This is a genomic window from Gordonia amicalis NBRC 100051 = JCM 11271 (assembly GCF_000332995.1).
In the GTDB taxonomy this organism is placed as follows: Bacteria; Actinomycetota; Actinomycetes; order Mycobacteriales; family Mycobacteriaceae; genus Gordonia; species Gordonia amicalis.
This window is the reverse complement of record NZ_BANS01000026.1, coordinates 98,741-110,161: the sequence shown is the minus strand read 5'-3', so window position 1 is coordinate 110,161 and position 11,421 is coordinate 98,741. Positions and strand designations below refer to the sequence as shown.

Below are 11,421 nucleotides of genomic sequence, written 5' to 3'. Positions count from 1 at the left end.
CCATGGGTCCAGGCGTTTGGGATCCCGCGCGGTGGGGCTGCTAAAGTGGCTCCCGGCTGGTCGCAATGCGACCCTCCGGGGCTATGGCGCAGTTGGTAGCGCGACTCGTTCGCATCGAGTAGGTCAGGGGTTCGATTCCCCTTAGCTCCACAGAGTCCGAGGGCTCCGGCGCACGCCGGGGCCCTCGCTGTCGTTTGGGCGCTGTCGTTTGGGAGCCGACGTTTGGGCGCCGTCGATCGGATGTCCGCGCCGGTCGACGGCTCGGAGCACGGCCGGGGTAATGTCGAAGACATCCGGATCGAACATCCGACAGGCCGCTGTCGGCGTCTCCGGTGTCAGACAGACCGTTTTCCGTCTGGTGAGCATGTCAGGTGGCAAATGTGAGTCCCGTCTCGCGTGGTTTCATCGTCCCGGCCGTGGGGGCCCGTCGATGAGCGCCCCGCCGCTTCTGGGTCCGCCTCGAGTGCGGTTCGGCGTCGATCCGTCAGTGGCGATCGGCGGCGCCTGGTACCCGTACACGGTCCAGCTCGCCGACGAGTTGCCCGGCGTCCTCGCCGCCGCGCGACCACAGATCGGCGAGGTGACCGGCATCGACGTCAACTGGCAGAGTTTCCGCCGATACCCCGGCCTGGATTCGCCCGACTCGCCCGCGACGCCGCCGTTGATGACTCTGACCGCGAAGGGGATCGAGGTGACCCTGCTGGTCATCCCCCCGCGAACCGTGTCGTCCCTGGCAGCGATCCTGCTGCGTCAGGCGAGCAACACCGTGTCCCCGGACAGTCAGCTGCATTCGCTGGAATACCGTCGTGCGGAGCGGATTCTGGAGCTCGCTCGCCGGTCGCTGTCCACGTCCTGATCCCTGAGGTTCGAACTCGGGCACATCCGAGCGACCTATCGTCGTCGTTCATCGCGTGGAGGGCGCTTTCCGGTCTCCGCCACCCGGGACGCAGCGGTCCGTCGTGGCGGGGATGCTGCGGTTTCGGCCGCCTTCCGAGCCCGGGTCGCTGTAGGTTTCCGCCTATGACCGCCGCGATGCTCACCTTCGCCGGGACGCTGCTGGTCGCGATGATCGGAGCGGTCATCGCGCGACTCGACGCCAACGACCGGCACCAGAAGCTGTCCCAGAAGGTCGACATCCTGGCCAAGCTGTCGCCCGAGACGCCGGCACACACGCGGATGAGCGGAATCGTCCTCGCCGCCATCGACGATCTCGCCGAGCACGAGCATCGGCGTCGCAGTGCGGTCTTTCAGCGTCGGACGCTCACGATGGCGTTCCTCGCCTGGCTCGTCGTGGTCGGATTCCGAATCGCGGCCGAGCAATTCGACCTCGGCCACTACGAGAGCGTCATGCACTACGTCGCGGTGACACTATTGGTGACCGGCTTCGTTCTCGTCCTCGCGTCGGCCGTCGCGACCGTGCGCGACTTCCGCCATCGCGACGAGGAAAACACCGTGTGACCTCATCTGGACGCGTGATGCCTCGGCGACCGTGACCGGAGATGCGCGTCAGCCGGTGACGCGCGCGGCGTTTCCGGCGTCGACCGGGATCACGGCACCGCTGATGTGAGCGTTGTCCGGCTCGGTCAGGAACAGCACGACCCGGGTGATCTCCGCGGCCTCCAGCCAGGGGACCGGTTGTGCATGGAGAGATTCGAAGACGGGCGCGACGTCGTCGATCGTGGGGGATTGCAGGTCCGGGCGCATCATCGAGTACAGCGCCTCGTTGTGGATCATCGGCGTCGAGATGTTCCCGGGCGCAATGGCGTTGACGGTGATGCCGTGACCGGCGAGGTCGAGGGCCGCGCTCTTGGTGAAACCGATGACACCCCATTTGGATGCCGCATACCCCGCCATGTTGGTGTTACCGGCCCGGCCGAGCATCGACGAGATGGTGACGATCCGTCCGTAGTCGCGTTCGATCATCCCGCCCGCCACCGCGCCGACCGTGTTGAAGACACCGGTCAGATTGGAGGAGATGACCTCCGCCCACTGGCCGGAGCTCATCGACTGCACAGGTGCCGCGACCGACACGCCCGCGTTGGCGACCGCGATGTCGATGCGGCCGAACTCCGAATGCGCCTGTGCGACCAGCGCATCCATCGCGGCGCGGTCGGCGGTGTCGGCCCGGACGGAGATGCATCTGCGGCCGGTGGCGGCGACCAGACGCGCGGTCTCGGCCAGATCGGGCTCGGTGGCCAGCGGATAACCGACCGCGGGGCTGTCCTCGCAGCGGTCGCAGAGGACGACGTCGGCCCCGCGTTCGGCGAAGGCGACCGCGTGGCTGCGGCCCTGGCCGCGGGCCGCGCCGGTGATCAGTGCTACCTGGCCGTCGTATGTGCTCGTCATGTCTGCGTGATCCTCATCTGGTCCTAGGCGCATGACCGCATGGCTTCCCGTAGACCTCTCATCGTGCCACGGTGTGGACGTCCTCACCCGACCAATGGGCGCGGGGGCGGTCTTCGAGATCGGCGCGTTCGGGCCGGTCGGTTCCTGTTGACGGGGAGTCCGGCAACCGGTCTGGGTAAACGCCCACCCAGGTCCGCAGGTCTTTGTTAGTTTCTCAGCGATGAGGTCCTCGAAGCTGCTGTTGGGGCTGGTCGTGGCGGCGCTGGCCGGGGTGTTGGTCGCCACCGCCACGCCCGCGCGGGCAGACACATTGCCGGTTACCTACAACTTCCTCTCCGGAATCCCCGGTGAACTCACCGACCCGGGTGGTTCGCTGCCCGGCGCGAACGACTGGAACTGCAAGCCGTCGACGCGTCACCCCCACCCGGTCATCCTCGTACACGGGACGGGCGGATCGCAGCAGACCAACTGGGGAACCTACGTCCCGCTGCTGAAGAACGAGGGATACTGCGTCTTCACGCCCACCTACGGCGCGCTCAAGGGCGCCCCGTGGCCGATCAGTGCGATCGGCGGGATGGGCCTGATGTCGGAGAGTGCACGCGAACTGGGCGGCTTCGTCACCAAGGTGCGTCGCGCCACCGGCGCGTCGAAGGTCGACATCGTCGGACATTCCCAGGGGACCGTGGTGCCGGCGTACTACGCCAAGTATCTCGGTGGCCAACACAACATCGACAAGTACGTCTCGCTGGCACCCGTGTGGCGGGGGACGACCGTCGCCGGCGCCGATGCCATCGGCCCGTTCGTACGCGGTCTCGGTGTCCGGCCCGAGCAGGTTCCCCTGTGCCAGGCGTGTTTCGACCTCGACCCCGGTGCCGCGTTCCTGCGTAGGGTCGCCGAGGGTGGCTACTACCTGCCGGGCATCGAGTACACCAACATCGCCACGCGCCACGATGAACTGGTGGTGCCGTACTGGTACGGACTTCCGCCAGGTGGATCGAATGTCCGCAACATCGTTGTGCAGGAGGGATGTCGGTCGACTACACCGAGCATGCGGGTATGGCGGGGTCGCGGCGAACGGCGTACTTCGTGCTGAACGCGCTCGATCCCGAGCACCCTCGACGCGTGCCGTGCGAGCGGGTCGCACCGTTCACGGGTAGCCCGTTCTGACCGTCGTGCACGAACCCTTCCGTCCCGGCGTTCGGCGTCTACCGCGGGTGTCCGCCGTGCTCGTGATCGCGCTTGCCGCAGTGCTGTTGCTGCCCGTCGGTGTCTCCTCGCCGGCGCGAGCCGCGGTTCCGCCGCTCGGTCCGGACTTCGATTTCGGCGTCGCCCAATCCGGCTTCCAGTCCGAGGGATACAACCGGGACTCGAACTGGCTGCGGTACGGCAAGCAGGGCAAGGTCGAGGATCCGGTCGGCAACGCCGTCGACTTCTACCATCGTCACGCCGAGGACATCGACCGGGCCGCGTCGCTCGGTGTCGGGATCTACCGCACGTCGGTCGAGTGGTCGCGGGTGGAACCGACACGCGGACACGATGATCCGGCGGGCTGGGCGTTCTACGACAGGGTGATCCGCAAAGTCGTCGACGCCGGCATGCGACCGATGATCACGCTCAACCACTGGGTACATCCTGGCTGGGCGGTGGATCTCGGCGGGTGGAATCGCCCCGGAATGGCCGACGACATGGTGGCGTTCGCCTCCCGGGTCGTCGACCGGTATGCCTGGGCCGACCCGCTGTGGATCACGTTCAACGAACCGACCGAGTACGTTCGGCGCGAACTCCAGTACGGCGGGGTCTCGCCACAGAACCTGGGCCGGATGGTCGACGGGATCGTCGCGGCGCATCGGGCCGTCTACCGGCACATCCATCGGGTCCAGCCGGGCGCGGAGGTGTCGTCGAACTTCGCCTACTATCCGATCGCCGGACTCCAGCCGTGGCTGGAATCGATTTTCCCGCAACGGATGCGCGACACCCTGGACTTCGTCGGCGTCGACCACTACTACTCGTTCTCGGTTACCGATGCGTCGGTGGCCTACGGTGCACTCGGCGAGTTCTGGAAGAGCTCACAGGCGCCCGAGAGCATCTATTACGTGCTCCGCCACGTGGCGGGGCAGTTCCCGGGCAAGCCGATCCGGGTGATCGAGAACGGGCTGGCCACCGATCCGGCCGGCCGACGCCCCGACGGTTATCGGCGTTCGGACCACCTTCGTGACACGGTGTACTGGCTGCAGCGGGCCAAGCAGGACGGCATCCCCGTGAAGTCCTACAACTACTGGAGTCTCACCGACAACTACGAGTGGGGCGATTTCGACTCGCGCTTCGGTCTGTTCACCGTCGACGTCCGGCGAGACCCGTCGCTGACACGGCGTCCCACCGACGGCGTCGCCGCTTACCGGGAGATCACGCGGGCCGGGGGAGTGCCTGCCGATTACCGGCCGACGCGGATGCCGGTGCCGTGCTCACTGGTCGACGTTCCGGACAGCTGCGCCGACCCGGCTGTCGTCCGCTGAGTAGTGTTCCGCGGAACACTCGGGTCTCGGTGACCTGCGGGTTGTCGGTGGGCGGGGCTAGGTTGTTCGTATATCTGTTCGAACAGCGGGGGGTTGGGGTGTCTGTTTCGGTGTTGCGTGGTGAGGGTGTGGCGTCGATGTTCGATGGTGCGGATCCGTCGTCGTTGGCTGATGAGGTGCTGGAGGCACGGGTGATCGGGTACGCGGCGCAGATCACCGCGTTGACGGCCCAGTTCTTTGCGCATGTGGCGGTGTTGGAGGAACGGCGGTCGTGGTCGGGGCCGGGGATTTCATCGTTGGCGCAGTGGTTGTCGTGGAAAGCGGGGATCACTCAGCGCACGGCGCATGAGCAGGTGCGGGTGGCGCGGGCGTTGCGGGGGTTGCCGGTGATCCGTGCGGCGTTCGCGCAGGGGCGGCTGTCGTATTCGAAGGTGCGGGCGTTGACGCGGGTGGCGACTGACGTGCGGGAGCAGGAGTTGGTGAATTTGGCGTTGTCGTGCACGGCGTCGCAGGTGGAGCGGGCGGTGCGGGCGATGCGTCAGATCGATGCGGCGAACGGGACGGATGAGCCGGTGGCGCCGCGGGAGTCGGCGGGGCGGTGGAAGTGGAATGCCGATGGGACGTTGTCGGTGTCGTTGCGGTTCACGCCGCTGGACGGTGCGCGGTTTCTGGCGGGGGCGGTGCGGGCGGAGTATGAACGCACCCGCACGGTGAGCGACGACGATCTGCCGGTGCCGGCGGGTGTTCCGCGGAACGCTGCGGGTGCGCTCGAGACGGTGTCGGGTGAGCCCGATTCGGAGGTTCGGCCGGCGAATCGGCGGGATTTGTGGCGGCATGTGCCGTCGAATGTGGCGCCGGCGGTGGTGGCGATGGCGGACATGGTGCATGAGGGGATCGCGATGCCCGATCTTGCGCCGGGGGCGGAGATCCTGATCCATGCCGGCGACGGTGTGGAGAGTGCGCATCTCGATGATGGTCCGGCGTTGTCGGCGGCGGAGGTGGGGGAGGCGTCGTGTGGTGCGGCGAGGCGTGAGGTGTTGTCTGCGAGGGTGTCTGGTCGTCCGGGGAGGTTGGCGTTGTTGGGGTTGGGTCGAAAGAAGCGGGCGCCGAACAAGGCGCTGGTGAAGGCGCTGTTTGTGCGGGATCGGTGTTGTCAGATGCCGGGGTGTGAGCGGACGCGGCATTTGCATGCTCATCATGTGGTGTTGTGGTCGGCGGGTGGGGCGACGGATCCGGATAATCTTATTTTGTTGTGTGGGTCGTGTCATCGGGCGTTGCATCGGGGTGAGTTTGGTATCGCTGCGCATGGCGGGCAACGGTTTTCGTTTCACTGGCCGGACGGGGCACCGATCGATGTGGCTCCGTCGATGCGGGCACCGGGACAGTGGAGGCCCAATGCTGATGTCGCCTCGGATGCGACGGTGCCGGTCGGTGGCGGGAGGCTCGAGCTCGGGTATGCGACCGAGGTGATCTACGCGGTGTGGGAATGGAAGGAGCGCAACGCAGCCGCTGTCGCCGCCTGACCGCTCAGCGCGGCCGCCGACCCACCTCCCTCAATCTCGCTGCCGGTCGAATGCCATCACGGCTCGGACGTGTTCCGAAAGCGCCGCGTCGTCGAACTGAGGCAGCTGCATGAACCAGCGGTAGAAGATCGGGGCGAGAAGCATTTCGGTGACCCGGACAGGGTCTCGCGCGCCCTCGCCACGGACGAGTTCCCGCATCTGGGCAAGCTGAGGCGCAAGGAGCCGCTCCTGAAATTCTTGCGCCACCGCATCGTCGGTCTGGATCGAGGCGGCCAGCGACCGGAGTAGAGAACGCCGCGGTTCGGTCGAGATCTCCTCGACGGCCGCGCTGAGTGCAGCCGTGACCGACGTATCTGCGGGTCTCTCCGGGGGAGGGGTGCTGTCGTGGGCGAGCGCGTCGAACACGATCGCCGTGACCGAGGGCCAGTTGCGGTACAGGGTCTGCTTGCCCACGCCGGCTTCGGCCGCGATCCCCTCCATGGTCAGCGCCGTCGGTCCGGCGCGCAGCGCAAGCCGCAACACTGCGGCATGGACTTTCTTCACGGTTCGTAGATGCGGCACTGGTCCACTATAAAACGAGACGCAGCGTCTCGTTTGTGTTTGAATGGGCGCATGACCAGAACACAGACGTGGATGATCACCGGAGCCGGACAGGGCCTTGGGTTGGCACTTGTGCGTCGAGCACTCGAGGCAGGACACAACGTCGTCGCCACCACGCGACGGGTCGAATTTCCCATCACTGACCCTCGACTGACTGTTCTCCGGGTCGACGTAACCGACAGGCAGGCCTGCCATGTCGCCGTGGAACGGGCTGTCGCCGAATGCGGCCGGCTGGATGTCCTGGTCAACAACGCGGGCTACGGGTTGGTCGGGGCCATCGAGGAGGTCGATGAAGGCGAGGCGCGAGCCATCATCGACACAGACCTACTCGGTCCGTTGTGGATGAGTCAGGCAGCGTTGCCCGTCATGCGAGAGCAGCGTTCTGGGCACATCGTTCAGATCTCCTCGGTGGGAGGTGTGGGCGCGATGCCGTTCTTCGGGCTGTACAACGCCGCCAAGTGGGGACTCGAAGGCTTCAGTGAAGCCCTTGCCGACGAGGTGGCAGCGTTCGGGGTACGAGTCACCATCGCCGAGATCGGGTCCATGGATACGGAATGGGCCACGGGCAGTATGCGATTCAGTCAGCCGAAGAACGTGTACGACGCCATCCGCGCCGAGCGCCTCGGCACCGCCGCTGTGCCCTGGCCCCATGATCCAGGGGCTACCGGCGGAGGCACCTCGCCCGCCGCGGTCGCCGAGCGTCTCGTCGCGCATATCGCCGACCCGGAACCAGGCCGTCTGAGACTCCTGATCGGCGAGGACGCGCCGTCCCAGGTCGCCGTGGTTCTCGATCGGCGCGCACGCGAGTACGCGGCCCAGGCGCATGCCTGACGAGGTCGGCTCAGGGGAGGCCGAGCGCGCGGAGGCCAGCGGCGGTCGCGGCGGCGAGGATGACCACGACCGCGATCGGCGCGCGCAGGACGGCCGTGAGGACGCCGACGGCCACGCCCGCGGGCCGTGCCCAGCCGGCGAAGTCGTGACCGGCGAATACGGCCCCGGTCAGCGCCACCGCCACGAGCAACACCACGGGGGCCCGATCCATCAGCTTCTCCGCGGTCGCCGACACCGTGAGACGGTTGCGGAGGAGCGGCCCGGCCAGCCGGATCAGGTAGGTGCCGACAGCGAGGACGGCGATTCCGATGCCGAGGGAGAATTCGGAGATCATCGGGGTGCCTCACTGTGGTTTCGACACGGCTCGAGCGGCGGGGGCCGCAGCCGCCGGGCTGCTTCGACGGCGGCGAATCCGGCCAGTGCGCACAGGATCGGCAAACCGGCGGGCAGGAACGGCGTCGAGGCCACCGCGACGGCACCCCCGACGGCGACCGCTGCCCAGGTGGCGCGCGTCCGCAAGGCCGGAATGGCAAGCGCGGCAAGCAGAGCGGGGAATGCGGCGTCGAGTCCCAGCGCTTCAGGACTCGCGACGCTGCTCCCGAGGAGGGCACCCAGCCCGGCTCCGACCGGCCAGCAGATGAGTATTCCCAAGCCGCACAGCAGGAATGCCGCACGGGCGCGCCGCGGCTCGGATTCCGCGGTGGTCATCGCGGCCGTCTCGTCGTTGATCAGGTGTGCTCCGAGGAAGGCCTCCGGGAGCCCGCGCAGGTGTTTGCCCACCGCGAGCCCGTACCCGAAGTTGCGGGTGTTGACGACCAGGAGTCCGGCGAGGGCGGCGACAACAGGGACGCCCCCGGCGGCCAGGACGCCGACGAAGACGAACTCTGACGACCCGGCGAGCACGACGGTTGCGATGAGCACGATCTGCCAGAGGGCGAGGCCGGCGCTGTGGGCCGCGACCCCGTACGACGCGCCGATCACGAGTACCGACAGGCACATCACGACGACGGCGCGCAGGGTCGCCGAATCGATTGTTCTCCATGCCGAACGCATGACTATCATAGTGAACACACAACAGGTGTTCGTCAAGATGGACGATCGGACGGTTTGATGAACGAATCTCGGCAGGTGAACCCGAAAGCGCTGGTCGCCGCGTCGCTGAAGCGCGAACGTGCACGTGCCGGACTGTCGCTCACCGAGCTGGCGCGTCGTGCGGGTATCGGGAAGTCGACCCTGTCCCAGCTCGAATCGGGCGAGGGGAACCCCAGCGTCGAGACGCTGTGGTCGCTGTCCACGGCACTCGGCGTGCAGTTCTCGGCGCTGCTGGACTCACCCGCGCCGACCGTCGAGGTGATCCGGTTCGGGGAGGGGCCCCTCATCCCCGCCGCAGACGCCGATTACTCGGCCACCCTGCTGTCGACCGCCGCGCCCGGCTCCCGACGCGACATGTATGTCATCCGGGCAGAACCCGGCAAGCCGCGGGTTTCCGCGCCGCATGCGCGCGGCGTCGTTGAACACGTGGTCATCAGCGCCGGGCGTGCACGGCTGGGGCCGAGTGACGCCGCCGAAGAACTCGGCCCCGGGGATTACATCTCCTATCCCGGTGACGTCGAGCATGTCTTCGACGCGCTGGAACCCGGCACCGTCGCCGTCATGCTGAGCGAGACGTTCTGAGCCGCGACCTCGGTCACAACGATTCGCTTCTTTCGTTACCGGCGCGTAGTGTCGATCGCAGTGTTGCACCCATGACGGGTTGCATCAACGCGTCGTAGAACGCTTCTCTCGCAGGTCGGGGCCCACTCAGGTGGTCGCCGGGTCGGACTTCAGATGTCCACCGCCTGCCATTGACTTCATACGGCGAACGAGCCCGCGTACCCGCGTGTTCGCCATCGGCACCGACCATCGGCAGTGAACTGTCGTCCTGCTCGCGTGCCACGCACAGGAAGAGCTCTGCTCACATAATGACTGCTGTCCTCGAGACCCCCTCGGCACCTGCAAACCAGGTCGCCGACACCACTCCCGCCGACACCACCGCTCCCCAGGTTTCCTTCGAATCCCTCGGCGTACCAACAAAACTGGTCCAGGTTCTGGCATCGCAGGGCAAGGCCGACGCCTTCCCGATCCAGGCCGACACCCTGCCCGACACCCTCGACGGCAAGGACGTCCTCGGCCGCGGCAAGACCGGCTCGGGCAAGACCCTCGCCTTCTCCATCCCGCTGGTCGCCGGACTCGCCGAGATGCAGGTCAAGCGCTACGTCGGTGCCCCCACCGGCCTCATCCTGGCGCCGACCCGTGAACTGGCCACCCAGATCGCGGCTGTCGTCGAGCCGCTCGCGGCCGCCGTCGGCCTCACCGTCACCACCGTCTTCGGCGGCGTCAAGCAGACCCGCCAGGAACAGGCCTTCCGCCGCGGCGTCGACATCGTCGTCGCTTGCCCGGGACGCCTCGAAGACCTCATGCGCCAGGGCATCGTGAAGCTCGACGAGGTGGAGATCACCGTCATCGACGAGGCCGATCACATGGCCGACCTGGGCTTCCTCCCGGTCGTCACCAAGCTCCTCGCCGCCACCCCGGCGGAGGGTCAGCGGATGCTGTTCTCGGCAACCCTCGACAACGGCGTCGACAAGCTGGCCAAGCGCTTCCTCGACAACCCGGTCCTGCATTCGGTCGACTCCGCCGAGTCGCCGGTCGCCGCCATGACCCATCACGTGTTCGAGGTGTCGTCGGCGGGCAAGGCCGACCTCGTCGCCGAACTCGCTTCCGGCGCCGGCCGCCGAATCCTGTTCATGCGCACCAAGCATCAGGCCAAGAAGCTCGCCAAGAAGCTGAGCGAACAGGGCATCCCGGCCGTCGACCTGCACGGCAACCTCAGTCAGGCCCAGCGCGATCGCAACCTCGCCGCCTTCGGTGAGGGAGACGTGCGCGTCCTCGTGGCCACCGACGTCGCCGCCCGCGGTGTGCACGTCGACGGCATCGAGCTGGTCGTCCACGTCGATCCGCCCGCCGAGCACAAGGCCTACCTGCACCGTTCGGGCCGCACCGCGCGCGCCGGCAGCTCCGGTGACGTCGTCACCGTGTGCCTGCCCGAGCAGCGTCGGGAGGTCTCGCAGCTGCTCCGCAAGGCCAAGATCAAGGTCACCCCGAAGCAGGTCGACGCCAAGGCCGGCGCCGTCGACGAGCTCGTCGGCGAGCGGGCCCCCCGCGTGTCGGCTGCCGAGCGCGCGGCCGCCGAGGCAGCCCGTGGTGGTGGCCAGGGTGGTCGTTCGCAGGGTGGTCGTTCGCAAGGCGGTCGTTCGCAGGGTGGTCGCCGCGGCGGACACCCGGGGCGTGCTCGCGGCGAAGGTCGCGGCAATGGCGCCGCCCGCGGTGAGAGCCGTGGCGGGGCACGCGGTCAGGGCGGCGAGAGCCGCGGGGGCGAGCGCCGGTCGGGTGGACAGCGTGCCTCCGACGGCCGCTCCGCCGGTCAGTCCCGTTCGGCAGGACAGGGTCGCTCGGCGGCTTAGCCCCGTTCCGGCGACCAGCATCGTGCGGGTGGACGTTCGCAGGGCGGACGTCGCGCCAGCCGTCCGGCCGGTTCGCCGACCAACCGCTGAACCGAACCAACCGCT

The 11,421-nt window shown here is 67.7% G+C and carries 11 protein-coding genes, 1 tRNA gene and 1 pseudogene; 9 read left to right on the top strand and 4 right to left on the bottom strand.

The features are described from left to right. Positions 1-77: 77 nt before the first annotated feature. The 3 genes from GOAMI_RS13630 (at position 78) to GOAMI_RS13620 (ending at position 1,458) form a co-directional block, all read left to right on the top strand. Positions 78-150: transfer RNA gene (locus GOAMI_RS13630), tRNA-Ala, on the top strand. A 280-nt stretch (positions 151-430) separates the two neighbouring features. Beyond that, positions 431-856, top strand: a complete 426-nt coding sequence (locus GOAMI_RS13625) for a DUF5994 family protein (RefSeq protein WP_024500018.1) — start codon at positions 431-433, stop codon at positions 854-856. A gap of 164 nt (positions 857-1,020) precedes the next feature. Further along, on the top strand, positions 1,021-1,458 hold the full coding sequence (locus tag GOAMI_RS13620; RefSeq protein ID WP_006437122.1) for a hypothetical protein: 438 nt from the start codon (positions 1,021-1,023) through the stop codon (positions 1,456-1,458). A 48-nt stretch (positions 1,459-1,506) separates the two neighbouring features. Here GOAMI_RS13620 and GOAMI_RS13615 read toward each other — a convergent pair whose 3' ends face one another. After that, the gene (locus GOAMI_RS13615; RefSeq protein WP_006437121.1) at positions 1,507-2,346 is read right to left on the bottom strand and encodes a mycofactocin-coupled SDR family oxidoreductase; all 840 of its coding nucleotides are present in this window, start codon (positions 2,344-2,346) and stop codon (positions 1,507-1,509) included. Between the two features lie 220 nt (positions 2,347-2,566). Here GOAMI_RS13615 and GOAMI_RS13610 point away from each other — a divergent pair. The 3 genes and pseudogenes from GOAMI_RS13610 to GOAMI_RS13600 all read left to right on the top strand — a co-directional run bounded on the left by GOAMI_RS13610 (position 2,567) and on the right by GOAMI_RS13600 (position 6,382). Further along, positions 2,567-3,513: pseudogene (locus tag GOAMI_RS13610) on the top strand (esterase/lipase family protein). A gap of 56 nt (positions 3,514-3,569) precedes the next feature. Further along, positions 3,570-4,859, top strand: coding sequence for a family 1 glycosylhydrolase (locus tag GOAMI_RS13605; RefSeq protein ID WP_006437119.1), 1,290 nt, complete (start codon positions 3,570-3,572; stop codon positions 4,857-4,859). Positions 4,860-4,996: 137 nt separating this feature from the next. Then, entirely contained in the window at positions 4,997-6,382 is a 1,386-nt protein-coding gene (locus GOAMI_RS13600; RefSeq protein ID WP_051995417.1) for an HNH endonuclease signature motif containing protein, read from the top strand. Positions 6,383-6,412: 30 nt separating this feature from the next. Here GOAMI_RS13600 and GOAMI_RS23485 read toward each other — a convergent pair whose 3' ends face one another. Further along, on the bottom strand, positions 6,413-7,168 hold the full coding sequence (locus tag GOAMI_RS23485; RefSeq protein WP_236577649.1) for a TetR/AcrR family transcriptional regulator: 756 nt from the start codon (positions 7,166-7,168) through the stop codon (positions 6,413-6,415). Here GOAMI_RS23485 and GOAMI_RS13590 point away from each other — a divergent pair. Then, positions 7,055-7,813, top strand: coding sequence for an SDR family NAD(P)-dependent oxidoreductase (locus tag GOAMI_RS13590; RefSeq protein WP_236577645.1), 759 nt, complete (start codon positions 7,055-7,057; stop codon positions 7,811-7,813). The two genes, GOAMI_RS23485 and GOAMI_RS13590, sit on opposite strands and share 114 nt — an antisense overlap. Before the next feature lie 10 nt (positions 7,814-7,823). On the opposite strand, the gene GOAMI_RS13585 is transcribed toward GOAMI_RS13590, so the two are convergent. Together GOAMI_RS13585 and GOAMI_RS13580 are read right to left on the bottom strand one after the other, a co-directional pair. Then, positions 7,824-8,147 carry an AzlD domain-containing protein gene (locus tag GOAMI_RS13585; protein ID WP_006437115.1) on the bottom strand — a complete coding sequence of 108 codons (324 nt, stop codon included), beginning with the start codon at positions 8,145-8,147 and terminating at the stop codon, positions 7,824-7,826. Next, entirely contained in the window at positions 8,144-8,866 is a 723-nt protein-coding gene (locus GOAMI_RS13580) for an AzlC family ABC transporter permease (protein WP_006437114.1), read from the bottom strand. Before GOAMI_RS13580 ends, GOAMI_RS13585 begins: the two co-directional genes overlap by 4 nt. Before the next feature lie 57 nt (positions 8,867-8,923). On the opposite strand from GOAMI_RS13580, the gene GOAMI_RS13575 reads away from it, so the two are divergent. Next, positions 8,924-9,487 carry a helix-turn-helix domain-containing protein gene (locus GOAMI_RS13575; protein ID WP_006437113.1) on the top strand — a complete coding sequence of 188 codons (564 nt, stop codon included), beginning with the start codon at positions 8,924-8,926 and terminating at the stop codon, positions 9,485-9,487. Positions 9,488-9,774: 287 nt separating this feature from the next. Beyond that, positions 9,775-11,316 (top strand): DEAD/DEAH box helicase, encoded by a 1,542-nt coding sequence (locus tag GOAMI_RS13570; RefSeq protein WP_006437112.1) that lies wholly within the window; start codon positions 9,775-9,777, stop codon positions 11,314-11,316. The last annotated feature ends 105 nt before the right edge of the window (positions 11,317-11,421 follow it).

Excerpts from the sequence above, each read along its gene's own strand:
- GOAMI_RS13625 (WP_024500018.1), top strand. The coding sequence starts at position 431 with ATGAGCGCCCCGCCGCTTCTGGGTCCGCCTCGAGTGCGGTTCGGCGTC.
- GOAMI_RS13620 (WP_006437122.1), top strand. The coding sequence starts at position 1,021 with ATGACCGCCGCGATGCTCACCTTCGCCGGGACGCTGCTGGTCGCGATG.
- GOAMI_RS13615 (WP_006437121.1), bottom strand. The coding sequence starts at position 2,346 with ATGACGAGCACATACGACGGCCAGGTAGCACTGATCACCGGCGCGGCC.
- GOAMI_RS13600 (WP_051995417.1), top strand. The coding sequence starts at position 4,997 with ATGTTCGATGGTGCGGATCCGTCGTCGTTGGCTGATGAGGTGCTGGAG.
- GOAMI_RS13585 (WP_006437115.1), bottom strand. The coding sequence starts at position 8,147 with ATGATCTCCGAATTCTCCCTCGGCATCGGAATCGCCGTCCTCGCTGTC.
- GOAMI_RS13580 (WP_006437114.1), bottom strand. The coding sequence starts at position 8,866 with ATGCGTTCGGCATGGAGAACAATCGATTCGGCGACCCTGCGCGCCGTC.
- GOAMI_RS13575 (WP_006437113.1), top strand. The coding sequence starts at position 8,924 with ATGAACGAATCTCGGCAGGTGAACCCGAAAGCGCTGGTCGCCGCGTCG.
- GOAMI_RS13570 (WP_006437112.1), top strand. The coding sequence starts at position 9,775 with ATGACTGCTGTCCTCGAGACCCCCTCGGCACCTGCAAACCAGGTCGCC.